Here is a 26,293-nt window from a genome sequence, read left to right on the forward strand (position 1 = left end):
GCTTCACCATAGGTGGGCATATCGTACGCGCCGGAGGTCGTTCGTCTGCGACGACTGTTTCCGGTTCAGTCGAACTGCGCTATTAGGCCGGGTCTAAATTGCGTTCGCGATCCGTGCTGGATTGCGGTACCGGCGCCCCGGCATGGTGCGACGAATCATGTTTAATGCGGTCGGATCCGCGACGTTTCCGTATCCGGAGCCCGCATGAGCTGACCACGGCGACGGCCAGGGTGACCGCCATGACGATGCCGGTGACGATTCTGGTGTTCGACACGAGCGACAGGAGATATCCGGCGGACAGCGAGCCGAGCGGCACCGCCCCCTGGCTCACGAGGCTGTTGACGCTCGTGACCCGCGCCAGGTTCCCGTTGGGCACCCAGGTCGCCTGGTAGATGGTCAGAGCCACGTTCATGTGCGCGCCGATGAAGCTGATCCCGGCCCAGGCGGCCAACCCCGTCAGCGGGTCGTCGCCGGCCGCCACGACCGCGGTCATGCCGACCCAGCCCCAGACGCAGAAGAGCAGGACGCGCATCTCCCGTCCACTCTCGGCCAGCCTGCAGTACCGGAAGAGCCACCGCGCGACGACGGCGCCGAGCGTCCCGCCGAATCCGGACGCGGCGAACAGGACGCCGATCATCGCGGTCGAGTCGAATTCGTGGTCGGCCTGGACGATGAGCATCAGGAAAATGGTCTGAAAGGCGAAGTTGGTCACCGCGGTGATGATGAGCACCATCCAGAGAAACGGATGCTTGGCCAGAAGTGCGACGCACTCCCGGAAGCCGGATAACTCTCGATCGGTGCGCCCCTCCGCCCGGAACCCCGCGTGCTGCATGCAATGCAGGGTGAATGCGGAGAACAGCGATGAGGCGGCGTCCGCGACGAAGGGCAGGGCGCGGTTGACGCCGTACAGGAAACCGCCGAGCGGCCGCCCGAGAAGCATCGCGATATGGCTGCGCGCCTCGTTTCTCGCCATCGCCTCGGGAAGCGCCTCGGCCGGGACGATGCGGGGGACGACGGTGACCTCGGTCAGGTTGTACAGGGCGGCGAGCGCCCCTTCCGCGGCCGCCGCGGCGACCAGCAGGTGGCCGGGATGGAAGTCGAGGAGGAGCCCGACGGCCAGCATCGCCGAGATCGTGAAGCGGGTGTACTGGCAGGTCAGCATGATCCGGCGGCGGTTGAAGCGATCCGCCACCATCCCGGCGGGCAGGTAGAGCAGCAGCCGCGGCCCGTTGGCGACGGCGGCGACCCAGCCGGCGAAGGCCGGGGAGTGGGTGAGCGACAGCGCCAGCAGCGGAAGCGCGATGGCCGCGTTCATGCTCCCGAGTTGGGAGGCTGCCGATCCGTTCCACAGATAGGCGAAATCGCGCGGCAATGCCGCCCGTGATTTCACGCGGACCTGCACGTCGTCCGGGGCGGCCACCTGAGGTGCCCTCCTTGTCGCTCATGGTGGCCGGTTTCACCAAGAGAAACTCGCCCGCCGATCGGGAGCCGGGCAGGACATGCCAACCCGAGAGATTCCCACTCATCGACGGCTGCGACGGTAAACGTGCGGAAATCGCTGATGGCGTGCTGACTCGAGAGCGGAACCTACGGCGGCACCGCAGGATCGGACCGCAGGCTGCACTCTAACGGAGTCGGTGGCGGAGACCACTTGGTTGCCAAAAAAAGGCGCTATCCGGCGAGTCTCGTGCCGTGTGACTTATACCGCGCAGGGCCTTGTTCGCCCCGTATGGCGGAATTCAGCGATCGGACGGCGGCGGGGCGGCGACGCTGTCGAAGCCGCAGACGGCCGACTCGCCCGGCGCGGCGAGGATCTCGCGGAGCGTCTGCTCGAAGACGGACCCGCCGATCTCGTCGCCCAGCTGGCGGAGGGAGAGCCCGGACACGTCGATCAGGGCGCCCTGGAACGTGGTCTCCTGCTGCTGCATGGTGTCTCCTCAAGCAGGTGCCGCCCGCGGCCCGCCATCCACGCGACGCCGATAAGAGCTACATGACGGCAAGTTATCAATCCAGCGGAGAAATTCCTAGCCCGGTGGCGGTTCTTCCGCCCGCACCGATGATCCATGGGCGAATCGCGTTGCGGCGCTGACGAAACGCCGTGGAGTGTGGACCGAAATTCGGATGGCAGGAAAACCCGGCTGTTCGCGAATTTGTGGCGGGTGACCCATTTCGCCGCCGCCGTGACTGGGATATTACGGTAACCGGACGTGAATGACGGCCTGTCGGCCCGACGGTGATTCGGCGAAGTGCGGAGGTGGGACGCATGGCGCACCCGCAGGCGGTTCCGGCGGTGTGGGGGAAGGTGCCGCTGCGGAACAAGAACTTCACCGGGCGCGAGGAGTTGCTGACCGAGCTCAAGACCGCCATCTCCCGGCAGGTCACCGCCGTGCTGCCGCACGCGCTGCACGGCCTCGGCGGGGTGGGCAAGACCCAGATGGCGGTGGAGTTCGCGTACCGCTACCAGGTCGATTACGACATCGTGTGGTGGGTTCCGGCCGACCAGCCGAAACTCGTCCTGCCGATGCTCGCGAACCTGGCGCCGCACCTCGGGCTGCCCTCGTCCGCGATCCTGGGCGTCGAGGACGCCGCCAACGCGGTGCTCGACGCGCTGCGCCGGGGCGACCCGTACGGTCGTTGGCTCGTGATATTCGACAACGCGGACGAACCGGAGGATCTCCAGGGCCTGCTGCCGCAGGGCGGCCACGTCCTCATCACCTCGCGCAACCCGCGGTGGGACAGTGTCGGCCACACCGTCCAGGTGGACGTCTTCACCCGCGAGGAGAGCATCGCCTTCCTCGACAAGCGCGTCCCGCGCACGATCAACGAGGGGGACGCCGACCGCCTCGCGCACGAGTTGGGCGACCTGCCGCTCGCGCTCGAACAGGCGGGCGCCCTCCAGGCCGAGACCGGCATCTCCGCCGCGGAGTACCTGCGGCTGCTCGCGGAGTACACCCGGCGGCTGCTGGCGGAGGGGAGGCCCACCGAGTATCCGGCCTCGATGACGGCGGCGTGGCGGCTGTCGGTGGACAGCCTCCGCGAGAAGCTCCCCGAGGCCGTCGAGCTGCTGCGCTGCTGCGCCTTCTTCGGTCCCGAGCCGATCCCGCGCGAGGTCTTCAGCCGCACTCCGCCCGGCATGAGCCAGCCGCTGGCCGGGCTGCTGCGCAACCCGATCAAGCTCGCCCGGGCGTTCGGCGAGGTGGGCCGCTACGCGCTGGCCAAGATCGACTCGGCGAGCCGGACCGTCCAGGTGCACCGGCTGATCCAGGCCCTGCTGCGGGACGAGCTGTCCCCCGCCGATCAGGCGCGGTTCCGCGGCGAGGTGCACATGCTCCTCGTGGCGGCGATGCCGCCCGATGACGTGGACTCCCCGACGAGCTGGCGCCGCTACGCGGAACTGACCCAGCACGTCGAGCCCGCCGCCGTCGCCCAGAGCCAGGACCCGGACGTCCGCAAGTTCGCCCTCAGCATCGTCCGGTACCTGCGGCAGTCGGGTGACTTCGCGTTCGCGCAGACCCTGGTCGAACGCCTCCTCGACCAGTGGGCGGCCGACTCCGGGGAGGACGACCTCGACCTCCTCGGAGGCAAGCGGCATTTCGGCATCATCCTGCGCGACCGGGGTGAGTACGGCGCCGCCTACGAGTCGAACCTGAAGGCCATGGAGCGGACGGAGACGCTGGTCGGCCCGAGCCACCCCATGACGCTGCAGCTCCTGAACTCGCTCGGCGCCGACCTGCGGGCTCGCGGCGACTTCTCGGACGCCCGCGATCACGACCTCCGCTCGGTGGAGCGCCACGAGGAGGTGTTCGGCCCCACCGCGGTCGACACGCTGCGGGCGATGCACAACCTGGCGCTGGACCACAGCCTGAACAGCGACCACGCCAAGTCGCGGGACCTGCACGAGACCGTCTACCTGCGCTACACCACGTCCGCGAACGCGTCCATGACCAACGTCAACAGCGCGCTCGGCGGGCTGGCGCGGTCGGTGCGCCTGTGCGGCGACTTCGCGGAGGCGTGCGATCTCGGCGAAGAGGCGTACGCCAAGTGCGTGGACGAGGTGGGCCCCGAGCACCCGCTGACGCTCCACGTGGCGAAGGACCTCACCATCGCCCTGCGCCGGTCCGGGGAGCTCGCCCGGGCGCTGGAGCTGGCCAAGGAGAACCACGCCCGCTACGTCCGGCTGTTCGGGCTCGACCACCCGGACACGCTCGCGTCCGCGATGTCCCTCGCCAACTGCCGGCGCAGCCTCGGCGACCTGGACTCGGCGCTGGAGCTCACCGCCGACACCGTCGTCCGGTACCCGAAGGTCTACGGCCCGGAGCACCCCTACAGCCACGGCTGCGCCGGGAACCTCGCGGTGCTGCGCCGGGTGCTCGGGGACGCCGAGTCCGCGCGGCGGGTGAACGAGAAGGCGCTCGCCGGGCTGGAGGTCAAGCTCGGGCGCGACCACCACTACTCGCTCAGCGTGGCCACCAACCTGGCGAGCGACCTGCTGGCGCTGGAGGAGACCGACTCGGCGAGCCGGCTCGGGCGCGGGACGCTGCGCCGGCTGCGGGCGACGGTCGGCGAGGAGCACCCGCTGACCATGGCCTGCGCCGCCAACCTGGCGGTGGCCCTGCGCGCGAACGGCGAGGAGGACGAGGCCGCCCGGCAGCACAAGGAGGTCATGGACGTCTACGCGCGAAGGCTCGGCCTGGAGCACCCGGACGCCGTCGTCGCGGCCGAGTGGCGGAGCCTCGACTGCGACTTCGACCCGCCGCCCATCTAGCCCCGGTCGCCGGACCCGCCGTTGCGCCGCCGCCAGGCGGCCAGGTGCCGGGCGGCGATGTCGCGGGCCCGGCGGAGCGCCTCGTCCGGCACCGGCTCGTCCAGCCAGGCCCGGACGGTGCGGCCCATCTCGTCGACGAACAGGGCGCCCTCGGGGGTGAGCCGCCCGCTGCCGGCGAGGGTGCGGATCACGTACTCGGTGGCCGCCCGCCAGCGCGCGAAGTCGCCGCCCGCGCGCAGCGCCGCCGCGCCCTCCTCGTGCCGGCGCTGCGTGCGCCAGAACGCCGCGATCGCGAGGTGGGCGTAGGCGCCCTGCAGCAGGCCGGCGGTCGGCCTCGGGTCCTCCCGCCAGGGAGCGTAGTAGGTGCTGCCGTCGTCGGGCCGGGTCAGCCGGACGAGGTCCAGCAGCGCGGCCAGCTTGGCGTGCTGGACCTCGTGGACGAGCGTGACCGCGAAGTGGGCGGCGTCGGGCGGGCTGGACAGCGCGACGCTGCCGAAGACGTCCCGCGAGCTGGCGCTGGACATGCCCCGCGCGGGCGGGGCGAGGGGCGTCAGCACGGTGATGAGCGCGGCGACCTCCTCGGCCGCCGGACGGTGGTGGTCGACCAGGATCCGCCAGGCGTCGGCGAGGGTCGACCGCCAGGACTCGAGCTCGTCCGCGGGGAGGCGGTGGGGGAGCCGCTCGCCGCCGGGCATGCGGTCGGGGTCGTGGTCGTCGAGGAGGAAGGCGACGGCCGCGCCCCGGTGCGAGGCGGTCAGGCGGCGCAGCGCCTCCCAGCCCGGCGCGTCCTCGTGGACGTCGGCGGGCAGCCGGGTCCGGACGTCCCCGGCGGTGATCTCCGCGCCGCCGGGGCCCGTCCGGACGAGCGCGCTCGCGCGGCCGGGCACCGGCGCGCGGCCGAGGCCGGGCAGGACGACGGAGCCGGAACGCGCCGGGACCTCGATCTCGGCGCGGAACCCGGCCCTGACCGCGGCCGCGGCGGCGAGCGCGGCGTACTCGCCGGGGCGGGCGGCGCCGGGTTCGGCCAGGGTGCGCCGCGCCCATTCGCCGACCGTCGGGTACCGCAGGACGGCGTCGACGGCCCGGGGGTCGGCGTCCTGGATCCGCGCGAGCAGGCCGTGGGCGCGGACCGCCGCCGGGCCCGCCGCGCCCAGCACGCCGCGCAGCAGCAGGAGGCGCTTGCTGTACTGCGACCTGAGCAGCAGGTCCGCCGCGGACGCGCCGCCGCCTCCCGCGGCGAGCGCGAGGAGGGTCTTCTCCGGGACCTCGTGGACGCCGGGGACGCCGGGGCTGCCGGGATTCATGCACCCCGCTCCTCGGCGGACGCCGTGTGCGTGAGCGCGGCCACGTCCTCGGCGACCGCGTCCCGGATGTGGGTGACGAGGCGGAACAGGTCATTGCAGTACACAGAGGCGTTGGCGAACCCTGCCCCGGACCGGTACCGGTGCGTGTAGAGCCCGCCCCCGCACACCCGGTGGACGGGGCAGGCCGTGCACGTCGGGGCGAGCGCGCGGCGGCCGATCTGGCGGGCGGCCATCGCGGGCAGCATGAGCGCGGCGTCGAACGGGTCGCGGCCGACGTGCAGGGCCGTCTGGGTCGCCCCCTCGTAGGCCGACTTCAGCGTGTCGACCTGCTCGATGGCGCCGTTCGTCTCCACGACGGCGACGCCGACCGGCGAGAGCCCGATCCCCTCGCTGTGCGACGGCCGGCCGAGCAGTAATCGGATGATCTCGGTGAACAGCCGGACCCGGGTCTCCCGGACGGGCGCCCGGTACCAGCGGTCGAACACCGCGACCAGCCAGTCGCCGTAGGGTGTCCCGGAGCCGGTGCCGAGGCCGGGCGGGGGAGTGTCCCAGTTTCCGTGCGGGAGCAGGAAGTCGACGATCCGGGGACGGTGCGCGAGCAGCGCCTCGTAGGTGCCGACCGGGTCGTTGTCCAGGTCGATCGCGCTGAGCAGCCCGGTGAAGAGGTGGCGGTACGCGGGCGCCGTCAGCCGTCGCAGCCCGGCCATGACCTCCCGGTGACTTCCGGCTCCGTTGGCGCGGCGGCGGTGCCGGTCGTGGCCCTCCTCGTCGCCGTCCAGGCTGACGCTCACCAAAATGCCGAGTTCGTCGAAGAGTTTCAGGTAGACCGAATCGAGGAGCACCCCATTGGTCTGGACATGGAAAGTCGCCGAAGTCGAAGAATCCAGCGCCGAATTGACCGCCTCGACCGCGTACCTGAGGTGTTCGGGCCCGGCGAGCAACGGTTCTCCGCCGTGCAGGATCACGGTGATCCGGGGCAGGGCGTTGGACCGCGCGTGCTCGGCGATCCGGGCGGCGACGTGGTCGATCGTGGCCCGTGACATGCGCCGCGGCTGGCGCCGCCAGCTCTGGTCGGCCATCTCGTACATGTAGCAGTAGGAGCACGCGAGATTGCACCTGCTGTGTATTTTCAGCACGAACTCGCGGAACGGGGTGGGCCGCCAGCCCTGTTCGAGCAGCTCCTGCACGCTGAGCGTGGCCGGCCATTCGCCGGCGGTGGACGCCGGTGCCGCACTCACGGTCACACCGATCAACTCCCAGGTCGAGTTCCGGCACGGCAGAGTACGCCCCATTACATTTATATACACATCTTCGTGATCAGTGAATAGCGCGGGCGGCGCGGTTTTCGGCGGGCGGCGTACGCTCTTCGGGTGCGCACCATCATCGCCGCTTATGAGCAGACGGTCCGGTCCAGCCTGGAGCTTGCCTCGACGTTGGACGGGCCCGACTGGGACCTCCCGACCGAATGCCCCGGCTGGACGGTCAAGGACCAGTTCTCCCACCTCGCCGGGGTCGAGCTGGCCCTGCTGGGCGACCCCGCCCCGGACGTCGAGGTGCCGGAGTTCGAGCACGTCCGCAACGACTTCGGCAAGTTCATGGAGGTCGCCGTCCACGCGCGGCGGCCGGTGCCGGGCCCGGAGGTCGCGGCGCAGCTCGCGGACGCGCTGGAGCGCCGCCTCGCCGAGCTGCCCGGTCTGGACCCGGAGCGCGTCGTCATGTGCCCGGACGGTCGCGAGGGCTCCTACACCCGCTTCATGAAGTTCCGCGCCATGGACTGCTGGACGCACGAGCAGGACGTCCGCCGCGCGGTCGGCCGTCCGGGCAACCTCGACGCCCCGGCGGCGCGGTGCTTCTGGGAGCTGATGAGCGCGGGCCTGCCGCGCGTCGTGGCGCGGAAGGCGGGCGCGGAGCCGGGCCGGTCGGTCGCGTTCCGGATCTCCGGCCCGCCCTCCTTCCACGTGGCCGTCCGGGTGGACGACGACCGCCGGGGCCACCTCGCCGAGGCCGCGGGCGCCGGAGCCGACCCGGCGGCCGAGCTGTCCATGGACTGGGAGGGCTACGTCCGGCTGACCGCCGGGCGGTGCGCGCCGGGCGCCGTCGCGGTGGGCATCGACGGCGACCGTGAGCTGGCCTCGCGGGTGCTGGCCGCCATGGCGATGACGCCCTAGCCGTCCTCCGGCGCGGGACGGTGCCGGACGGCCCCCGGGAAGTGCCCGGCGAGCAGGTCGGGCGACTCCTGGCGGCCGTCCAGGACGCGGCTCGTCCGGTTCACCACCCGCCACCCGAACGGGGTGCGGCGCAGCCGCCAGCGGTTCGCGGTGGCGCGGCGGACGAAGAAGCCGTCCGGCCCGTGCACGATCATCAGGGTGTAGCCGGTCGCGGTCGCCTCGTCGCCGGACACGACGACGTGCGGCGGCCCGGCGAAGTGCGCGCACCCCCCGGCGATGAAGCCCTGGTGGCCCTCGGAGCGCACCATCGCCTCGACCTCCGCGCGGCCGGACATCAGCAGCTCGTCCACGTCGTAGACGCCGTCCTCGGCCCACAGCGCGGCGACGTCGGCGGCGCAGCCGCTGTCGACCAGCGGGGCGTAGGACAGGATCAGCCGGGTGACGGCGCGCTCGTCCTCCAGGAGGCGGAGCCGCGCCTCAAGCGCGTTCAGCCGAGTCTCGACGTCGGTCATCGCACCTCCCCGAAGGTCAGCTCGAAGGGGCCCGCCAGCTCGCGCAGCGCGGCGAGCTGGTCGCGGTAGTGGTCGGGCGAGGTGGACGCGAACCGGGCGCCCGCGATCGTCGCGCCCGCGTCGCGCAGTTCCGCGAGGGCGGCGCCGGCGGCGTCCGGGTCGCCGATCGGGTCGAGCGGGCGGGGCGTCCCGAGGACCACGTCGAACCCGGCCGGGACGTCGGCGTCCGCGAGCATCGCGGCGAGCGTGCCGAGCGGCAGCCCGAACGGGACCCAGCCGTCGGCGTCCAGCGCGCGGCGCAGCGACCGGGCCGTCCGGCCGCCGATCCAGATCGGGACGCGCTCCTGCACGGCGTGCGGCTCGACGACCAGCCCGGCGAAGTCGTAGTACTCGCCGTGGTACTCCGGCAGCCGCTTCGACAGGGACGCGCGGAGCGCGGCGATCGCGTCGTCCGCGCGGGCGCCGCGGTCCGCGAACGGGGCGCCGAGCAGCGCGAACTCCTCCTGGAGGCTGCCGACGCCGAGGCCGAGCGTGAGGCGCCCGCCGCTGACCCGGTCGAGCGTCCCGTACCGCTTGGCGATCGCGAGCGGATGGTGGTACCCGACGACCAGGACGTGCGTGGCGAGCCGGATCCGGGACGTCCGCGCCGCGATGTGCCCGAACGTGGCGAGCGGGTCCCAGTAGACCCCGCCGCGCCGCTCGGCCGCCTCGACCGGGACGGCGACGTGCTCGCTGCAGCTCAGATGGTGGTAGCCGAGCCGGTCGGCGGTCTCGGCGATCCGGGCGATGTCCTCGATGCCCGCGTCCAGCTCCCAGGCGGCGGGCCCGGGCGGCGGCTGCGCCACCACCGGTGTGACGATGCCGACACGCATCGTTGCTCCCCTCGTCGCAGGAAAACGTTCTATCACGGTGTTTCACTCGCGACACGAGCCGGGGTCGGCCCGGGAAGCTCGGTCTGACCTCGCTTTACGCCGCCCCTTCCCAGAAGACCAAGCGGTTGCTAGATTCCAGATAACCAGAATTCATTTCAGTTGTTCTCTGGGAGGTGCGATGACCGAGGTCATGGCGTCCGGAGCGGCCGCGCCACCACCACCGCCACCACCACCGCCGCAGCAGTCGCCGCCGTCGATGATCGAGCGGATGACGCTGATCCTGGACGCCTTCAGCGGCCCGACCGCCCGGCTGACCCTGGAGGACGTCGCCCGCCGCACCGGGCTGCCGCGCTCCACCGCGCACCGGATCCTGGACCAGCTCGTCCGGCAGCGCTGGCTCGCGCACCACTCGTTCGGCTACGGCCTCGGGCAGCGCGCCCTCGGCCTCGGCGGCCGGGACGGCGGGCACGGCAGGGTCCGCGAGGCGGCGGCGCCGCTGCTGCACGAGCTGCAGGTCACGACCGGGCTCGTCGCGCACCTCGCCGTCCTGGACGGCGCCGAGGTCTACTACCTGGACAAGCTCGGCGGGCGGCTCGCCGCGTCGGTGCCGTCCCGGGTCGGCGGGCGGGCGCCCGCGCACTGCACCGCGCTCGGCAAGGCGATGCTCGCCTGGCTGGAGCCCGAGCGGGTGGACGCGCTGCTCGGCCCCGAGATCACCCGGCTCACGAGCCGCACCATCGGCGAGATCCGCACGCTGCACCAGGAGCTGCACCGGATCCGGCAGCGCCGCGGGCTCGCGTTCGAGCGCGGCGAGTCCTTCCCCGGCATCGCGTGCGTGGCGGCGGCGATCCGCGGCGCGGAGGGCCCGGTCGCCGGAATCTCGCTGGTCGGCGACATCCGCGCGCCGCTGGAGAACGTCGCGCCGCTCGTCGTCACGGCGGCGCGGGAGACGTCGCGGATCCTGTTCCCCGGCCTCGAATCCGGGACGCGCGGGTCCGGCACGCGCGGCGGCGGCCGGGCGGGAGCGCGGGCCCGGCGGAGCGCGGCCGAGCGCGGCGCCGAGGCGGCGACGTGGTCGCCGGAGACGATGAACCGGCTGCTGGCCGTGGACGGCCGCGGCGACTGGATGTGACGGCGGGCCCCGGTCCCTACCCGCGGGTCAGCCCCAGCCCCAGCGGTCGCCGACGCCCCACGGGTCCGGCGCGATCGGCGCGTCCGGCTCGTTGATCCCGAACCGGCTGCGGAAGAACACCATCGGCCGCCGCCAGGCGCCGTCCCGGACGTCGTGCCGCTCGACGCCGAGGACGCGTCCGATCACCACCTCGTGGTCGCCCGCCCGGTGCACCCCGTGGACGACGGCGTGCACGCAGAGCAGGACGTCCCGCAGCACGGGCGTGCCCCAGGGCGACACGTCCCAGTCCAGGCCGTCGAACTTGGCGCCCCGGCTCGACCCGAACCGCTCGCACAGGTCGCGCTGCTCCTCGGCGAGGACGTTGACGCAGAACCGTCCCGCCGACCGGATCCGCGGCCACGACCGGCCGCGGACGTCCGCGCAGAACAGGATCAGCGGCGGCTCCAGCGACACCGACGCGAACGACTGGCACGCGAATCCGACGGCCTCGCCGCCGTCGAGCGCGGTGACGACGGTGACGCCGGTGGCGAACTCCGCCATGGCCTTGCGGAACTCGGCCGGGTCGGGGGTGTCGCCGGGCGCGGTTCCGGGCTGGTCGGTGAGCGCTCGGTCGGCTGGCATCTGTCCACCTCGGGGGTCGTCGCGGGGGCCGCCCGCGTCCAGAACTCGGTTCGGGCCGCGCGCGTGGTGCTAGTCAAAGTGTCCATGACGGTCAAGCGCGCCCGGCGATCCCGATGAGTGGAAGGCGCCGCGAACCGGGCGGGGGACGGCCGCCGTGAGACGCGCGTCCCGCTGATCGGGATCGGCGGGACGGCCCCGGCCCGGCCGCGATTACGTTCCGGGCAAGCCCATCCTCGGAGGACTGAGAGACCATGCCCACGGAGTTGACCCACGCGTCGACGTCGCGCGAGCTCGCCACCGACCGGGGCGTCCTGCGCTACCACGAGGCGGGCGAGGGACCGCCGCTGCTGATGCTGCACGGCTCGGGCCCCGGCGTCACCGGCTGGCGGAACTTCGGGGGGAACCTCGCCCGGTTCGCCGAGCGTTTCCGGTGCCTGGTCCTCGAACTCCCGGGGTTCGGGGTGAGCGACCCGACCGGCGAGCACCCGATGGCGGCGGCGGGCGGCGCGGTCGTCCGCTTCCTGGACGGCCTCGGCCTCGACCGGATCGACGTGATCGGCAACTCGATGGGCGGCATCGTCGGGACGCAGGTCGCGCTGAAACACCCGGACCGCGTCCGGCGGCTCGTCACGATCGGCGGGATCGGCCGCAACGTCTTCAGCCCCGGCCCCGGCGAGGGCATCAGGCTGCTGATGGAGTTCACCGACGACCCGACGCGCGAGCGGCTCGTCCGGTGGCTGCACTCGATGGTCTACGACCGGCGGATCGTCACCGAGGAGATGATCGAGGAGCGCTGGGAGCAGGCCACCGACCCGGACACGCTCGCCGCCGCGCGCCGCATGTACGGGTCGAAGGCGATGGCGGCCCGCGCGAAGGCGATGGCGGCTTCGGACGAGCCGCCGTACTGGGCGATGCTCCACAAGCTCAGGGCCAAGACCCTCATCACCTGGGGACGGGACGACCGCGTCAGCCCGGTCGACATGGTCCTCGTCCCGATGCGGACGATCCCCGACGTCCAGGTGAACATCTTCCCGAACTGCGGGCACTGGGTGATGATCGAGCAGAAGTCCGCCTGGGAAAGCGCCGTTCTCGCCTTTCTGACCCAGGAGGACGATTCATGACCGAGTGGGATCACGAGTTCGACTTCGTGGTCGTGGGCAGCGGCGGCGGCGGAATGGCCGCCGCGCTCACCGCCCGCGACGCCGGGATGAGCGTGCTCGTCGTCGAGAAGGGCTCGAAGTTCGGCGGCTCCACCGGGATCTCCGGCGGCGGCATCTGGATTCCGAACAATCCGACGCTGAGATCGCGCGGCCACGACGACAGCCGCGAGTCGATCCGCCGCTACCTCGACCTGCTCACGCAAGGCCGGGTCCCGGCCGCGCGGCTCGACGCGTTCGTCGACAACGGCCCCGCCGCCATGGAACTCATCTGCAAGAGCAAATGGATGCGGTTCTTCTGGACGAAGGGCTACGCCGACTACCACCCCGAACTGGAGGGCGGGCGCCCGCTCGGCCGCTCCATCGAGGCGAAGCCGTTCGACACCCGCAAACTCGGCGAGGACGAGAAGTACCAGCGTCCGAACAACATGAAGGGCCCGCTCGGCCTCTGGATCACCAGCAAGGACTACCACGACCTCGCGATGGCGAAGCGCACCTGGGCGGGACGCCGGGCGTCGCTGGTCGCGGCGTGGCGGGTGTCGTCCAACCTCGTCCTGCGGCGGCACATGGCGACCGGCGGGCGCGCCCTCGTCGCCCGGCTGCGGATGGCGCTGAAGGACGCCGGGATCCCGCTCTGGCTGAAGACCGGCATGACGGAGCTGGTCAGCGAGGACGGCCGGGTCACCGGCATCGTCGCCGCGCGCCGGGACGGGACGGCGCTGCGGATCCGCGCCCGCAAGGGCGTCCTCCTCGCGACCGGCGGGTTCGACCACAACCAGGAGATGCGCGACCGCTACCTGCCGAAGGGCGGCCGGGAGGACTTCGCCATGGGCGCCCGGGAGAACACCGGCGACGGCATCCGCGCGGGCGAGGGCCTCGGCGCCGCGCTCGACCTGATGGACGACGCCTGGTGGATGCCCGCCGTCCGGCACCCGGCCGGGGCGACGATCCCGCTCGTGTCCGAGCGCGCCATCCCGCGCCAGGTCATCGTGTCGCCGGCCGGGACGCGCTTCACCAACGAGGCCGCCCCGTACGTCAACTTCGTCCACGACCAGCTCGCGGGCGGGCACGTCCCCGCCTGGTTCGTGATGGACGCCAGGGCCCGCGCGCGCTACCCGTTCGCGCAGATCCTGCCGGGCGCGCCGATCCCGAAGGCGTTCTACGACGCCGGGACGGCGGTCAAGGCCGACACGATCGAGGCGCTCGCGACCGCGATCGGCGTCCCGCCGGACGCCCTGGCGAAGACCGTCGAGCGGTTCAACGGCCACGCCCGCGCGGGCAGGGACCCCGACTTCGGGCGCGGCGACTCCGCCCACGACCGCTACTACGGCGACCCGAACCTGCCGAACCCGAACCTGGACGTCATCGACACCGCGCCCTACTACGCGTTCCGGCTGGAGGTCGGGGACCTCGGCACGAAGGGCGGGCTGGTGTCCGACGAGCACGCCCGCGTGCTGCGCGCGGACGGCTCGGTCATCGACGGCCTGTACGTGACGGGCAACTCGTCGGCGTCGGTGATGGGCAACGAGTACGCGGGGCCGGGCGCGACGATCGGCCCGTCCATCGTGTTCGGCTACATCGCGGCGCGGCACGCCGCCCGCGCCGGAGGCGCCGGGACATGACGGCGCTGAAGGCGCGGGTCGTCGACGTCGTCCACGAGACGGCGGACGCGCGCTCGCTCGTCCTCGAACCCGCCGAGGGCGACCGGGACCGGTTCTCCTACCGGCCCGGGCAGTTCCTGACCGTCCGGGTCCCGGCGGGGGACGGCTGGGCGGCCCGCTGCTACTCGCTGTGCAGCTCGCCGCTCACCGACGACCGGCTGAAGGTGACGGTCAAGCGGGTGGACGGCGGCCTCGGCTCCAACTGGATCTGCGACAACGTCACGGCGGGCGACGTGCTGGAGGTGCTGCGCCCGGCGGGCACGTTCACGCCGTCCTCGCTGGACGAGGACCTGCTGCTCGTCGCGGGCGGCAGCGGCATCACCCCGGTCATGTCGATCCTGAAGTCGTGCCTGGCGGGCGGGCGCGGCAGGGTCGCGCTCCTCTACGCCAACCGGGACGAGCGGTCGGTGATCTTCGCGAGCGAGCTGCGCGCGCTCACCGAGCGGCACCCCGACCGGCTGACGGTCGTCCATCTGCTGGAGTCGGTGCAGGGGCTGCCGACGTCCGCCGCTGTCCGCTCCCTGGCCCTGCCCTACACCGGGCGGCCGGCGTTCGTCTGCGGCCCGGAGGTCTTCATGGACCTGGTCACGGACGCGCTCGGCGACTTGGGGCACCGCGTCCACGTCGAACGCTTCTTCTCCCTGGAGGGCGACCCGTTCGAGGATCCCGACGAACCGGAGGCGACGGAGGCCGCCGCGGACGCCGCCGAGATCGAGGTCGAGATCGACGGCGAGACGCGGACCGTCCCGTGGCCGAGATCCGACCGCCTCCTGGACGCCCTCCTCCGCGCCGGGGTCGACGCCCCGTTCTCGTGCCGGGAGGGCAACTGCTCCGCCTGCGCCTGCGTGGCGCTGGAGGGCGAGGTCACGCTCGACGCCAACGCGGTCCTCGACGAGCGGGACCTCGCCGACGGCCTCATCCTCGCCTGCCAGGCGAGACCGGTCAGCGACCGGCTCAAGATCACCTACGACGGCTGAACACGGACACGGGAGAGGCGATGACAGCAGGGCGGGCGAAACGCGTGCTCGACACGATCATGGAAAGGGCGGAGCAGATCCGCGAGCTCGGCCCCGCCAACGAGGCCCTCGGCAGGCTGGACGACAAGGCCGCGCAGGCGCTCCGCGAGGCCGGGGTCATCCGGCAGCTCCAGCCGGAGGCGCACGGCGGCCTTGAGGTCCACCCGCGCGAGTTCGCCGAGACGGTGATGGGCGTCGCCGCCCTCGACGGGTCCACCGGCTGGGTCGCGGGGATCGTCGGCGTCCACCCGTGGGAGATGGCCTACGCCGACCCGAGGGTCCGCGACGAGATCTGGGGCGACGACCCGGACGTGTGGATCGCGTCCCCCTACGCGCCGATGGGCGTCGCCCGCCCGGTGGACGGCGGCTACGTGTTCAACGGCCGCTGGCAGTTCTCCTCCGGCACCGACCACTGCGACTGGATCTTCCTCGGCGGGATGGTCGGCGACGCGGACGGCAAGGTCGCCCAGCCGCCCCGCTCGCTGCACCTCATCCTGCCCCGGTCCGACTACGAGATCGTCGAGGACTCCTGGGACGTCGCCGGGCTCAAGGGCACCGGCAGCAAGGACGTCGTCGTCAAGGACGCCTTCGTCCCCGCCTACCGGACGCTGGAGTACGGCAAGGTCGTGGACGGCTCCGCCGCCCGCGAGGCGGGGCTGACCAACCCGTCCTACCTGATGCCGTTCTCCTGCGTGTTCCCGCTCGGCATCACCTCCGCCGTCATCGGGATCGCGGAGGGCGCGCTCCACCACCACCTCGCCTACCAGCGGAACCGCGTCCAGATCACCGGCACGAAGATCAAGGACGACCCGTACGTGCTGTACGCGATCAGCGAGGCGGCGGAGGAGATCAAGGCGTCCAGGACGGCCCTGCTCGACAATTGCTCGCGCGTCTACGACCAGGTCGCGGCGGGGCACCGGCCGACGTTCGCGGAGCGCGCGGCGGGCCGCCGCACCCAGGTGCGGGCGGCGTGGCGGGCGGTGCAGGCCATGAACGAGATCGTCGTCCGGTCGGGCGGGAACGCGATGCGCAGCGACAACCCGATCCAGCGGTTCTGGCGGGACGCGCACGTCGGGCTCGCGCACGCCATCCACGTCCCGGGCGCCGTGTACCACGTGTCCGCGCTGACCGAACTGGACATCGAGCCCCCGCACGGCCCGATGCGCTCCATGATCTGAACCGACGAGGAAGGGGCATTCCGGTGACGCAGATCCGAGGGCTCGGATATCTGAAGGTCCAGACCCGCCATATCGGCCGGTGGCGCGAGTTCGCGCTCGACGGGCTCGGGTTCGCGGAGGGCGCCGGGCCCGACCCGGACGGCCTCTACCTGCGCATGGACGAGCGCCGCTCGCGCCTCCAGGTATTGCCCGGCGACAGCGACAAAGTGCTGGCCGTGGGATGGGAAGTGCGCGACCAGTACGCGCTGGCCGCCGTCCGGGAGGCGGTCGAGAAATCCGGCCGCGAGGTCCGGACGCTCACCCCGAAAGAGGCCGCGGAGCGCGACGTCGAAGAGGCGATCGCGTTCACCGACCCCGGCGGCACACCGGTCGAAGTGTTCTTCGGGCCGGTGCTCGACCACAGCCCCGTCCGGACGGGATTCGCGCAGAGGTTCGTCACCGGCGCCATGGGAATGGGGCACGTCGTCCTTCCCACGCCCCATTTCGCCGAGACGGTCGCGTTCTACAACGAGGTCCTCGGATTCCTGCCGCGCGGCGCGATGAAGGTCGGCGGCGGCCGGGTCCGCATCCGGTTCATGGGCGTCAACCAGCGGCACCACAGCATCGCGATCTGCCCGGCCCCGCACGACGGGGACCCGGGGCTCGTCCACCTGATGGTGGAGGTCGACACGCTGGACGCGGTCGGAATCGCGCTCGACACCGTCAAGGAGAAGGGCTTCTCCATCTCCTCGACGCTCGGACGGCACACCAACGACAAAATGGTGTCGTTCTACGTCCGCGCGCCCGGCGGATGGGACATCGAATACGGCTGCGAGGGCATGCTCGTCGACGAGACCTATTACACCGCCGAAGAGATCACCAAGGACAGCTACTGGGGCCATGACTGGTCCGGCTCCGAACCGCTGGCCGCCTTCGTCCCGCCGGGGAAGTGAATGGACTCCCGTTCTTCGGTCGAGCGTTCTTCGGTCGAGCCGTTCGCGCTGCGCGACGTCCCGGCGTTCGACCACGAGTGCGACGTGCTGGTCGCCGGGTTCGGCTGCGCGGGCGCGGCGGCGGCGTCCGAGGCGGCGCGGGCGGGCGCGGACGTGCTCGTCCTGGAGCGGGCGAGCGGCGCGGGCGGCTCGTCCGCGCAATCCGGCGGCGAGCTGTATCTGGGCGGCGGCACCGCGATCCAGAAGGCGTGCGGCTTCGACGACGACCCCGACACGATGTTCGCCTATCTGGAGGCGGCGCTCGGACCGCACGCCGACACCGGGAAGCTCCGGCTCTACTGCGACGGGAGCGTCGAGCACTTCGAATGGCTCCGGGAGTGCGGCGTGCCGTTCAACCCGACCTTCTACGACAAGCCGACGTGGATGCCGCTGTCCGACGAGGGGCTCATGTGGCTGGGGGAGAACTCCTGGCCGTACAACACCCTCGCGAGGCCCGTGCCGCGCGGGCACCGTCCGGCGGCGAGCGGGTTCGGCGGCGGGATCCTCATGGAGCGGCTGGCGGCCGCCGCGCTCGCGGCCGGGGCCGCCGCGCACACCGACACGCTGGCGACGAACCTGGTCCTGGCCGACGACGGCCGCGTCGCCGGGGCCGTCGCGCGCAAGTACGGCAAGGCCGTCTTCTACCGGGCGCGGACGGCGGTGATCCTCACCACCGGCGGGTTCGTCGACAACGAGGAGATGCTCGCCGACCACGCGCCCGTCCTGCTCGGCCACGGCAAGGTCAGCGACGGCCTGGACGACGGCTCCGGCATCCGGATGGCCGCCGCGGTCGGCGCCGCCACCCGCCGCATGGGCGTCGTGGAGATCGCGCTCACCGCCCTGCCCGCGATGGTGTGCCGGGGCATGCTCGTGGACGGTCTCGGCCGCCGCTTCGTCAACGAGGACGTCTACCCCGGCCACTGGAGCGTCCACGCGGTCAGGCACCAGCCCGGCCCCTACTGGACGATCATCGACGAGGAGGGGTTCGAGGACGTCCCCGAGCCTGACCGGTGGGGCCTGCGCCCCCGCTACGTCACCGAGACGCTCGCCGAACTGGAGGCGTCGCTCGGCATGCCGCCCGGCTCGCTGGAGACGACCGTCGAGACCTACAACCGGCACGCCGAGAGGGGCGAGGACCCGTATTTCCACAAGGACCCGAAGTGGTTGCGCCCGCTCAAGCCCCCGTTCGCGGCGATCGACCCGCGCGCCGGGTTCTTCGGCGGCGGCGCGGGCCAGGGCGGCAGCGGCGTCGCCGGGTTCACGCTCGGCGGGCTGCGCACCACGGCGGACGGCGAGGTCCTGAACGGCTCGGGCGTCCCCGTCCCCGGCCTGTTCGCGGCGGGACGCGCGGCGTCCGGCATGCACGGCGAGGGCTACGTCTCCGGGACCTCCCTCGGCGACGGCACGTTCTTCGGCCGCCGCGCGGGCCGCGCCGCCGCCCGCACGTCCTGACGCCCGGCAGGCCCGCTCCGGTTGCGAAGGTAATCCCGGATATCTAATATCCAGATTATGCGGATGAGCGAGGGGGTCGAGTGGGCGGTGCACAGCTGCCTCAACCTGACCTGGCTGGAGCCGGGTGAGGCGGTTCCGGCGGCCCGGCTGGCGGCCTTCTACGAGCTGCCCGCGGCCTACCTGAACAAGCAGTTGCAGGCGCTGGCCAGGGCGGGCATCCTCGCGTCCACCCCCGGACCGCGCGGCGGGTTCCGGCTCGCGCGCCGCGCCGAGGACATCACGCTCATGGACGTGGTGGCCGCCATCGAGGGCCCCGAGGAGGCGTTCCGCTGCGAGGAGGTCCTCCGGCGGGGGCCCGGGGAGCACGAGGGCGTCGACTACCGCAGGCGGTGCCTCGTCTCCCAGTCCATGCGGCGGGCGGAGCTCGCCTGGCGCCGCGAGCTGGCCGCGCAGACCCTCGCCGACCTGCGGGAGACCGTGGAGCGGCGGCGTCCGTCGACGCCCGCCGACACCCGCGCCTGGTTCGCCCGCCTGCGCACCTGACCGCGGCCGCGCCGCCCGCGCGGGCGTCCGCGTCCACCAATCCTGGATATTCCATAGCAAGATTTGGAGAGGAAGCAGCCATGCAGCCACGGATGAGCATCCGGAAGCCCGCCGCCGAGGGGTACAAGGCGATGCTCGCGCTGGAGGGGTACATCAACGCCAGCGGCGTCCCGCATGCCACGTTGAACCTGGTCAGGCTGCGCGTCAGCCAGATCAACGGGTGCGCGTTCTGCGTGCGGATGCACGCCGCCGAGGCCAAGGAGGGGGGCGAGACCGACGAGCGGCTCTGGTCGGTGGCGGCCTGGCGCGAGGCGCCGTTCTACACCGACGAGGAGCGGGCCGCGCTGGCCCTCGCCGAGTCCGCCACGCGGATCGCCGACGATCCCGCCGGGGTGCCGGACGACGTCTGGAACGACGCCGCCGACCACTACGCCGAGGCCGACCTCGCCGCGCTCGTCATGACGATCGCCGCGATCAACGCCTGGAACCGGATCAACGTCACGCTGCGGAACCCCGCGGCGTCCCACTGAGAGGAACGACGATGGCGAGCGGCCCGCCCGCGGCAGGCGGTCGGGCGGGCCGCTCCCGTCCGCTACTCGGCGGCGCCGACGGTCAGGACGACCTTGCCGCGGCCGTGGCCGGTCGCGACCTCGCGGTGCGCGTCCGCCGCCCGGTCCAGCGGGAACACGCCGCGCACGTGGACGCGCAGCCGCCCCTCGGCGTAGAAGCGGCCCGCCTCGGCGACGCGGGACGCCGACCGCCTGTCCGGGGTCGTCCGGACGCCGAGCGACGCCGCCCGCGCGTGGTCGACCAGCGTGATGACGCGGTCCCTGTCCTTGACGAGGTTCAGCGACACGTCCAGGGCGTGGCCTCCGGCGCCGTCGAGCGCGGCGTCGACCCCGCCGGGCGCGGCGGCGCGGACGCGCTCCTCCAGCCCGTCCCCGTAGGCGACCGGGACCGCGCCGATCGAGCGCAGGTAGTCGTGGTTGCCCTCACTCGCGGTGCCGATCACGGTCGCGCCCGCGATCCGGGCGAGCTGGACGGCGACCGTCCCGACCGCGCCCGCCGCCGCGTGCACGAGCAGCGTGTCCCCTTCGCCGACGCCCATCGCCTCAAGCGCGATGTGCGGGGTCATCACGGCGGCCGGGAAGCCGCCCGCGACCTCCCACGGCATGCCCTCGGGCCGGGCCGTCACCGCGGCCGCCGGGACGGCGACGTACTCCGCGTAGGCGTTGAGACGGCAGTTGCCGACCACCTCGTCCCCGATCTTCACGTCGGTGACGCCCGCGCCGACCTGGTCGACCACGCCCGCGAACTCGTTGCCGGGGACGCGCGGGAAGCCGTCCGGCGTCCCCGGCGGCGTCCAGCCCTCCCGGATGGCCAGGTCGTACGGCTGCACACCGGCCGTCACCACCCGGACCCGCACCTCGCCCGGCCCCGCCTCGGGCGCCGGGACGTCCAGCACCCTCAGCACGTCCGGCCCGCCCGGCTCCTCGAATCCCGCGACCCGCATGGTCGTCCCCCCTCCGTCGTCGTCTGGAAGGGGACGCTATGACCTCAACCAAACCTGAGGTCAATTCTTAGGCAGCATCCGCCGCATCAGGGCGTGCGCGTCGGCGACCAGTTCGGCGCGCGGGAAGCCCGCGCGCTGCCGCGCCGTCTCGTAGTTGCCGCCCGCGACCCAGACGGGGCCGTCCGCCAGGTGGTCGAGGCCCTCGCGGGCGACGTCGTCGGGATCGGCGACGAGCAGGCCCGGGATGTCCATGTCGAGCCCGGCGCGCTCCATCGCCGGGGTGCGGGTCACGCCGAGCACCAGCTCCAGGACGTCCACCCCGTGCTCGCGCATCTCCAGCCACAGCCCCTCGGCGAAGATCCGTCCGAACGCCTTCACCGCCGCGTAGACGCTGATCCGCGCCTGCCCCATGAACCCGGCGAGGGACCCGACCAGCAGGATCCCGCCGCGCCCGCGCTCCTTCATCGGCGCGCCGAAATGGCGCGTCAGCGCGAGCTGCGCCGTGATGTTGAGGTCGATGACGCCCTGGAACCCGTCCAGGTCGCCGGTGACGAACTCGTGCCGGTAGCTGTTCGCGCCCGCGTTGAAGACGAGCAGGCCGACCTCCAGGCCGTCGGTGACCGCGCGGACCCTCGCCAGCGCGTCGGGGGAGACGAGGTCGAGTTCCAGCGTCCTGACCTGCATGCCCTTCGCCCGGACGGCGTCCGCCGTCTCCGCCAGCGGCCCCGGCCTGCGGGCGATCAGCACGAGGTTCAGCCCCGCGTCGGCGAGCCGGTGCGCGAACGCCGCGCCGACGCCCTCCGAGCCGCCCGCGACGACGGCCCACGGTCCGTACCGGTCGATCACGCTCACTCCATCACCGTGATGGCGCCGGTCAGCGCCGCCTCCTGGATCGCCGAACGCAGCGCCGGGCAGGTCGCGTGCGGGTCGGCGGCGAGGCCCGTGCACGCCGCCCGCGCCGCCGCGTTCCACTGGATGCTCGTCTGCTCCCAGCTCGCCTTGCGGGCCAGCACCTCGGCGTCGCAGCGGCGGCACCGGACGGGCAGCAGCGGCCCGTCCAGCAGCCGGTCGTCCCGCCGGGTCGTCACGCCGAGGCCCCCTGCGCCGCGCGGCGCGCGAGGTTCTCCTCGACCTCCCGCTGCCACGACTCGACCGGCCGGGTCGTGTCGATCTCGAACTCGAACCGGTCGGTCATCTCCGGCGCGACGTCCGCGACGTCCACGAAGAACTGCCGGTACCAGCGGCGGAGCTGGTAGACGGGGCCGTCCTCCTCGCACAGCAGCGGGTTGTCGATGCGTGTCTTGTTCCGCCAGATCTCGATGTCCTGCTCGAACCCGGTCAGGATGAAGTCGGACAGCTTCCGCGCCGTCGCCTCCGCCGCCTCGGGCGGGAGCGCGTCGCTGTGCTGGACGATGATCCCCGAGTGCAGGGAGAAGGAGTCCTGGTCGATCGGATAGTGGCAGTTGATCAGGACGGAGTGCAGGTCGTACCCCTCGTAGTGGTACGTCAGCTCGTCGATCATGAAGGAGGGGCCGTGGTAGGACGCGACGGAGCTGTTGCCGAGCATCCGCGGCCCGCCGCCTCCGCCGTCCCGCGGCTCGCGGGCGTCGTCCCTGGACCGGCCCCGCATGATCTGCGTCGCGACGTGCCCCTCGAAGATGTTCTTGAAGTACGTCGGGAACGACTTGTGGATGTAGAAGAAATGGGCCATGTCGACGACGTTGTCGATGACCTCGCGGGCGTTGGTGTGGACGGTCGTCTCCGTCCAGCGCCAGTCCGTCCAGTCGTCGCGGGTGGCGCCCTCGATGACCGGGATCGTCACGTCGTCCGGCGGCTTGTTGCCCTCGGGGTCGTTCCAGACGAACAGGAGCCCGTCCTGCGTCATCGTGGGCCACGCCGCCGTCCGCGCCCGCAGCGGGACGCGCCGCGAGTACGGGATCTTCTTGCACCGCCCGTCGCCGCCCCACCGCCAGTCGTGGAACGGGCACGCGATCTCGTTGCCCTTGACGGTGCCCTGCGAGAGGTCGCCGCCCATGTGGCGGCAGTATCCGTCCAGGACGTTGGTCGCACCGTCCGCGCCGGTGAACACGACGAGCTTCTGACCGAAGGCGTTGACCGTGTGGGGCTTCCCGTCCCGGTACTTCTCGGCCAGCCCGAGACAGTGCCATCCTCGGGCGAACCGGGAGGAGACGGCCTCCGCCTCGATGGCGCGGACGGCGTCCGGCTCGGTTGCGGTCACGGTGGATCATCCCTTCGGCGATGGGTCGACCATTCGAACGTTAGGTCGCGGCGCGCCGTCCGGTCCGGCGAGTCCCGGTGGCCGGGACGCCCGCGCCCGCGCGCGCGCCGCCATGGTGTTCTGCGGGACAGAGCGAAAGGAACGGAGCAGGGATGAGCAATGAGGTCTTGGACGCGGTGCGCGGCCTGCTGCCCGGCATCGCCGAGCGGGCCCGGTCCGTCGACGAGAAGGGGCGCATCCCCGCCGAGACCATCCGCGAGCTCACCGCGGCCGGGGTGTTCCGCATGCTCCAGCCGACCCGGCACGGCGGCGCCGAGGACGACCCCGTCGCGTTCTACGAGGTCATCCGCGCGATCTCGGGCGCCTGCGGCTCGACGGGCTGGGTCGCGGCGGTGCTCGGCGTCCACTCCTGGCACCTCGGCCTGTTCCCGGACGAGGCGCAGCGCGAGGTGTGGGCGGCGGGCCCGGACACGCTGGTCGCCTCGTCCTACGCCCCGATCGGACGCCTCACCCCCGTCGACGGCGGGTTCGAGCTGACCGGGCGGTGGTCGTTCTCGTCCGGCTGCGAGTTCACGTCGTGGGCCCTGCTCGGCGCGCTGGTCGTCGGCGCGGAGGGCCGCCCGGTCGACTTCATGACGGTGCTCGTCCCCGCGACCGACTACGAGATCCGCGAGGTCTGGGACTCGATGGGCCTGCGCGGCACCGCCAGCGACGACATCGTCGTGGAGCGGGCGTTCGTCCCGTCCCACCGGGCGATGCGCAACTTCGAGCAGGCGCAGCTCCGCAACCCCGGCCGCAAGGTCAACCCCGGCCCGCTCTACCGCATGCCGTTCGGGACGATCTTCACCAGCACCGTCGCCGCCAGCGTGATCGGCATGGCGGCGGGCTGCCACGACCGGTACGTCGCGAGCATGCGGGACCGGATCCGGCTCAGCCTCGGCGGCGGCCGCTTCGTCGAGGACCAGTTCGCGCAGGTCGCCGTCGCCCGCGCCGCGTCCGAGATCGACGCGGCCATTCTCCAGACCGACCGGAACGTCCGGGAGATCCACGAGTACGCGCTGCGCGACGAGAAGATCCCGATGGAACTGCGGCTGCGCGCCCGCCGCGACCAGGTCCGCGGCACCGAACGCGCCATCGAGGCCATCGACATCCTGTTCAAGACGGCCGGGGGCAATTCCCTGCGCCGGGGAAACGTCATCGAACGCGCCTGGCGCGACGCCCACGCGGGCAGCGTCCACGTCGCCAACGACGTCGAACACGCCCTCTCGATGTACGGCCGCGGCGTCTTCGGCCTGAAGGTAGAGGACAACCTCGTCTGACCGTCAGTAGCGCCCCATGCCGATGGCCGTCCCGTCCCCGTTGGGCGTGGCGGCCATGTTGTGGCCGATCGCGGTGCCGTCCGGGGCGAGCGCGGCGTGCCCTCCACCAACGCCGTGCGAGAAGGCGATCACCGCGCCGACGACAAGCAGCGCGGCCACCAAGGCACCGACCACGAGCACCCCCGCCCTATGCCGCCCGACGTTCACCCCCGGGTAACCGGAGGCCAGAGCTGCGGCGGCCGTCACCGCGAGCACACGCATCCTCATCGAATTCTCCTTTGTCTTCCGAACCGTCGTCCACAGCTAGATATGCGCTGCGGTTACACGGTCCTGGAGGGCGCCTTGCCGAATCCGCAAACATCCGCGCTCTTTCGGGAAAGGGCTGGCAAGACTGGCCGAGCCCTACCGAAGGAGACCACCATGCCGCCCACACGCCGCCGCGACACCCCGCCGCCCCGAACCGGAAACAACGAGACCGAGACCCTGCGCGGTTTCCTCGACTACCTGCGCACCTCGATGGCCGCGAAGGTCGACGGCGCCCCCGAACCCGGGGCCCGAACGCCCGGCGTCCCGTCCGGCACGAACCTGCTGGGCCTGCTCAACCACCTCACCTACGTCGAACGCTCGATGTTCCTGGGCGACCAGGTCTCCGACTGGGAGGCGACGTTCCAAGCGGCCCCCACAGACACCGTGTCCGACGTCGTGACCCGCTACCAAGAAGCAGTCGGCAAAGCGAACAAGGTCCTTGACGGCTGCACAGACTTGGCCGCCCCGATCCCGCGCCCCGGCCGCCCGGCCCCCAGCGTCCGCTGGGCCCTGACCCACATGATCGAAGAAACCGCCCGCCACGCCGGCCACGCCGACATCCTCCGCGAACAACTGGACAAAACCACCGGCCGCTAACCCACCAGCACCACCCCTTTCCCACGTGGTCAAGAAGAAGCAGACGGAAACGACGACCGCAACACCCGCGAGAGACGGAAGACCGCGTCACCAGCGGTCAGCGATGCGTGCGCTCGGGCCGCTGGGGATCTGAGTGCGAAATGGTGCCATTCCCTGGCGTCCTCGCCGCCGTGTAGGCCGTCCGGCTATTTGTCGTAGCGTCCGGTTCGGATCTGGGTTGTGAGGGTGGTCCATGCGGCGGGAGTGAGCGTGATGTGGCCGTGCTCGGGGGCCTTGCTGTCGCGGACACCGATGTTGGTACCGAGGCTCGCGACTTCGACGCACTGGCCGTTGGCGCTGCTGCGGGTGCTCTTTCGCCACCGGGCATGCCAGGGGTCATGCGGGGCGATCATGTTGCTCCTCAGGTCCGATGCAGGTCTTTCGCGGCCGTCGCGATCAGTGAAGCGGGTGCGCTCGGGCCGCTGGGAGTCTGGACGCGGGACGCCGTTCCCTCGGCGGCCTTGCCGTGTCGGCCGTCCGGCTAGTTGTCGTAGCGTCCGGTTCGGATTTGGGTTGTGAGGGTGGTCCATGCCTTGGGGGTGAGCGTGATGTGGCCGTGCTCGGGGGCTTTGCTGTCGCGGACGCCGATGTTCGCGTCGAGGCTCGCGACTTCGACGCACTGGCCGTTGCCGCTGCTGCGAGTGCTCTTTCGCCACTGGACGCGCGAGGTGGTCATCGTGCTCCTCCACTGGAGTGCAGGTCTTTCGCGGCCGCAGCGATCAACGAAGCGGATGCGCCCGGGCTGAGCGCTCCGGCGCGAAGGTGGGTGAATGCAAGGTTATACCGCGCGATGTCCGATTCCTCTTCCAAGAAGAGGTCTCCCGCCTGGCTGTCGACGTAGACGATGTCGGGTCCGATCGCCTCGTCGAAGTTCATGACGACGAAGGAACCTTGTCATGCCTGAATGTGCAGGGGGCGGGCTGGAGTG

Annotated in this window: 27 protein-coding genes and 1 pseudogene; 13 read left to right on the plus strand and 15 right to left on the minus strand. The window is 72.1% G+C overall.

Annotation, left to right across the window (positions count from 1 at the left end):
• Positions 1-82: 82 nt before the first annotated feature.
• Together ACH01S_RS25775 and ACH01S_RS25780 are read right to left on the minus strand one after the other, a co-directional pair.
• Complete coding sequence (locus ACH01S_RS25775) at positions 83-1,420, minus strand: MFS transporter (RefSeq protein ID WP_148344374.1); 1,338 nt, start codon at positions 1,418-1,420, stop codon at positions 83-85.
• Between the two features lie 319 nt (positions 1,421-1,739).
• The gene (locus ACH01S_RS25780; protein ID WP_067896625.1) at positions 1,740-1,928 is read right to left on the minus strand and encodes an FxSxx-COOH-like cyclophane-containing RiPP peptide; all 189 of its coding nucleotides are present in this window, start codon (positions 1,926-1,928) and stop codon (positions 1,740-1,742) included.
• Positions 1,929-2,263: 335 nt separating this feature from the next.
• Between ACH01S_RS25780 and fxsT the strand changes: the two genes are divergently transcribed.
• Entirely contained in the window at positions 2,264-4,765 is a 2,502-nt protein-coding gene (gene fxsT / locus ACH01S_RS25785; protein WP_067896629.1) for an FxSxx-COOH system tetratricopeptide repeat protein, read from the plus strand.
• Here the strand turns inward: fxsT and ACH01S_RS25790 are convergent.
• Together ACH01S_RS25790 and ACH01S_RS25795 are read right to left on the minus strand one after the other, a co-directional pair.
• Complete coding sequence (locus ACH01S_RS25790) at positions 4,762-6,069, minus strand: HEXXH motif domain-containing protein (RefSeq protein ID WP_067896632.1); 1,308 nt, start codon at positions 6,067-6,069, stop codon at positions 4,762-4,764. The two genes, fxsT and ACH01S_RS25790, sit on opposite strands and share 4 nt — an antisense overlap.
• On the minus strand, positions 6,066-7,307 hold the full coding sequence (locus ACH01S_RS25795) for an FxsB family cyclophane-forming radical SAM/SPASM peptide maturase (protein ID WP_246236694.1): 1,242 nt from the start codon (positions 7,305-7,307) through the stop codon (positions 6,066-6,068). The genes ACH01S_RS25790 and ACH01S_RS25795 overlap by 4 nt, the downstream gene beginning before the upstream one ends.
• Positions 7,308-7,439: 132 nt before the next feature.
• Between ACH01S_RS25795 and ACH01S_RS25800 the strand changes: the two genes are divergently transcribed.
• Positions 7,440-8,237, plus strand: a complete 798-nt coding sequence (locus ACH01S_RS25800; RefSeq protein ID WP_067896638.1) for a maleylpyruvate isomerase family mycothiol-dependent enzyme — start codon at positions 7,440-7,442, stop codon at positions 8,235-8,237.
• Here ACH01S_RS25800 and ACH01S_RS25805 read toward each other — a convergent pair.
• Positions 8,234-8,749 carry a nuclear transport factor 2 family protein gene (locus ACH01S_RS25805; RefSeq protein ID WP_067896640.1) on the minus strand — a complete coding sequence of 172 codons (516 nt, stop codon included), beginning with the start codon at positions 8,747-8,749 and terminating at the stop codon, positions 8,234-8,236. The genes ACH01S_RS25800 and ACH01S_RS25805 overlap by 4 nt on opposite strands.
• On the minus strand, positions 8,746-9,621 hold the full coding sequence (locus tag ACH01S_RS25810) for an LLM class F420-dependent oxidoreductase (protein WP_067896643.1): 876 nt from the start codon (positions 9,619-9,621) through the stop codon (positions 8,746-8,748). Before ACH01S_RS25810 ends, ACH01S_RS25805 begins: the two co-directional genes overlap by 4 nt.
• A 178-nt stretch (positions 9,622-9,799) precedes the next feature.
• Here ACH01S_RS25810 and ACH01S_RS25815 point away from each other — a divergent pair, with 178 nt between their 5' ends.
• Positions 9,800-10,753 carry an IclR family transcriptional regulator gene (locus ACH01S_RS25815; RefSeq protein WP_067896645.1) on the plus strand — a complete coding sequence of 318 codons (954 nt, stop codon included), beginning with the start codon at positions 9,800-9,802 and terminating at the stop codon, positions 10,751-10,753.
• Positions 10,754-10,780: 27 nt separating this feature from the next.
• Here the strand turns inward: ACH01S_RS25815 and ACH01S_RS25820 are convergent, their stop codons facing one another.
• Positions 10,781-11,374 carry a flavin reductase family protein gene (locus ACH01S_RS25820; RefSeq protein WP_067896648.1) on the minus strand — a complete coding sequence of 198 codons (594 nt, stop codon included), beginning with the start codon at positions 11,372-11,374 and terminating at the stop codon, positions 10,781-10,783.
• A 251-nt stretch (positions 11,375-11,625) separates the two neighbouring features.
• Here ACH01S_RS25820 and ACH01S_RS25825 point away from each other — a divergent pair, with 251 nt between their 5' ends.
• From ACH01S_RS25825 to ACH01S_RS25860, 8 genes are all read left to right on the plus strand, one after another.
• Positions 11,626-12,495, plus strand: coding sequence for an alpha/beta fold hydrolase (locus tag ACH01S_RS25825; RefSeq protein WP_067896652.1), 870 nt, complete (start codon positions 11,626-11,628; stop codon positions 12,493-12,495).
• On the plus strand, positions 12,492-14,153 hold the full coding sequence (locus tag ACH01S_RS25830; protein ID WP_067896655.1) for an FAD-binding protein: 1,662 nt from the start codon (positions 12,492-12,494) through the stop codon (positions 14,151-14,153). Before ACH01S_RS25825 ends, ACH01S_RS25830 begins: the two co-directional genes overlap by 4 nt.
• Positions 14,150-15,169, plus strand: a complete 1,020-nt coding sequence (locus ACH01S_RS25835) for a ferredoxin--NADP reductase (RefSeq protein ID WP_067896658.1) — start codon at positions 14,150-14,152, stop codon at positions 15,167-15,169. Before ACH01S_RS25830 ends, ACH01S_RS25835 begins: the two co-directional genes overlap by 4 nt.
• 20 nt (positions 15,170-15,189) lie before the next feature.
• Positions 15,190-16,386 carry an acyl-CoA dehydrogenase family protein gene (locus tag ACH01S_RS25840; RefSeq protein WP_067896661.1) on the plus strand — a complete coding sequence of 399 codons (1,197 nt, stop codon included), beginning with the start codon at positions 15,190-15,192 and terminating at the stop codon, positions 16,384-16,386.
• A 23-nt stretch (positions 16,387-16,409) separates the two neighbouring features.
• On the plus strand, positions 16,410-17,318 hold the full coding sequence (locus ACH01S_RS25845) for a VOC family protein (RefSeq protein ID WP_067896665.1): 909 nt from the start codon (positions 16,410-16,412) through the stop codon (positions 17,316-17,318).
• Positions 17,319-18,809, plus strand: coding sequence for an FAD-dependent oxidoreductase (locus tag ACH01S_RS25850; RefSeq protein ID WP_083981140.1), 1,491 nt, complete (start codon positions 17,319-17,321; stop codon positions 18,807-18,809).
• Positions 18,810-18,872: 63 nt separating this feature from the next.
• Entirely contained in the window at positions 18,873-19,352 is a 480-nt protein-coding gene (locus ACH01S_RS25855; protein WP_246236696.1) for an RrF2 family transcriptional regulator, read from the plus strand.
• A 92-nt stretch (positions 19,353-19,444) separates the two neighbouring features.
• Positions 19,445-19,882: a carboxymuconolactone decarboxylase family protein gene (locus ACH01S_RS25860; protein WP_246236698.1), complete on the plus strand. Its 438-nt coding sequence runs from the start codon at positions 19,445-19,447 to the stop codon at positions 19,880-19,882.
• 62 nt (positions 19,883-19,944) lie between these two features.
• Here the strand turns inward: ACH01S_RS25860 and ACH01S_RS25865 are convergent, their stop codons facing one another.
• Genes ACH01S_RS25865 through ACH01S_RS25880 form a run of 4 tightly spaced genes read right to left on the minus strand, consistent with a single transcriptional unit; the run spans position 19,945 to position 23,104 of the window.
• Positions 19,945-20,865 carry an NADP-dependent oxidoreductase gene (locus tag ACH01S_RS25865; RefSeq protein WP_067896674.1) on the minus strand — a complete coding sequence of 307 codons (921 nt, stop codon included), beginning with the start codon at positions 20,863-20,865 and terminating at the stop codon, positions 19,945-19,947.
• A gap of 60 nt (positions 20,866-20,925) precedes the next feature.
• A complete protein-coding gene (locus ACH01S_RS25870) occupies positions 20,926-21,717 on the minus strand; it encodes an SDR family NAD(P)-dependent oxidoreductase (protein WP_218010391.1) in 792 nt (263 codons plus the stop codon).
• Positions 21,714-21,953 carry a ferredoxin gene (locus ACH01S_RS25875; RefSeq protein ID WP_067896680.1) on the minus strand — a complete coding sequence of 80 codons (240 nt, stop codon included), beginning with the start codon at positions 21,951-21,953 and terminating at the stop codon, positions 21,714-21,716. The genes ACH01S_RS25870 and ACH01S_RS25875 overlap by 4 nt, the downstream gene beginning before the upstream one ends.
• A complete protein-coding gene (locus ACH01S_RS25880) occupies positions 21,950-23,104 on the minus strand; it encodes a 3-ketosteroid-9-alpha-monooxygenase, oxygenase component (RefSeq protein WP_067896683.1) in 1,155 nt (384 codons plus the stop codon). Before ACH01S_RS25880 ends, ACH01S_RS25875 begins: the two co-directional genes overlap by 4 nt.
• A gap of 152 nt (positions 23,105-23,256) precedes the next feature.
• On the opposite strand from ACH01S_RS25880, the gene hsaA reads away from it, so the two are divergent.
• Positions 23,257-24,423 carry a 3-hydroxy-9,10-secoandrosta-1,3,5(10)-triene-9,17-dione monooxygenase oxygenase subunit gene (gene hsaA / locus ACH01S_RS25885; RefSeq protein WP_067896686.1) on the plus strand — a complete coding sequence of 389 codons (1,167 nt, stop codon included), beginning with the start codon at positions 23,257-23,259 and terminating at the stop codon, positions 24,421-24,423.
• Positions 24,424-24,426: 3 nt separating this feature from the next.
• On the opposite strand, the gene ACH01S_RS25890 is transcribed toward hsaA, so the two are convergent.
• The gene (locus ACH01S_RS25890) at positions 24,427-24,690 is read right to left on the minus strand and encodes a hypothetical protein (RefSeq protein ID WP_067896689.1); all 264 of its coding nucleotides are present in this window, start codon (positions 24,688-24,690) and stop codon (positions 24,427-24,429) included.
• A gap of 153 nt (positions 24,691-24,843) precedes the next feature.
• Between ACH01S_RS25890 and ACH01S_RS25895 the strand changes: the two genes are divergently transcribed.
• A complete protein-coding gene (locus ACH01S_RS25895; RefSeq protein ID WP_067896692.1) occupies positions 24,844-25,326 on the plus strand; it encodes a DinB family protein in 483 nt (160 codons plus the stop codon).
• A gap of 185 nt (positions 25,327-25,511) precedes the next feature.
• On the opposite strand, the gene ACH01S_RS42615 is transcribed toward ACH01S_RS25895, so the two are convergent.
• The 3 genes and pseudogenes from ACH01S_RS42615 to ACH01S_RS25905 form a co-directional block, all read right to left on the minus strand.
• Positions 25,512-25,718 (minus strand): DUF397 domain-containing protein, encoded by a 207-nt coding sequence (locus ACH01S_RS42615; protein WP_083981141.1) that lies wholly within the window; start codon positions 25,716-25,718, stop codon positions 25,512-25,514.
• A 128-nt stretch (positions 25,719-25,846) separates the two neighbouring features.
• Positions 25,847-26,041 (minus strand): DUF397 domain-containing protein, encoded by a 195-nt coding sequence (locus ACH01S_RS25900; protein ID WP_067896695.1) that lies wholly within the window; start codon positions 26,039-26,041, stop codon positions 25,847-25,849.
• A pseudogene (locus tag ACH01S_RS25905) lies at positions 26,038-26,244 on the minus strand (Scr1 family TA system antitoxin-like transcriptional regulator); the annotation flags it as partial. The gene ACH01S_RS25900 and the pseudogene ACH01S_RS25905, both read right to left, overlap by 4 nt.
• Positions 26,245-26,293 lie beyond the last annotated feature (49 nt).

The sequence above is a fragment of the Actinomadura chibensis NBRC 106107 genome, from assembly GCF_001552135.1.
Classification (GTDB): Bacteria; Actinomycetota; Actinomycetes; order Streptosporangiales; family Streptosporangiaceae; genus Spirillospora; species Spirillospora chibensis.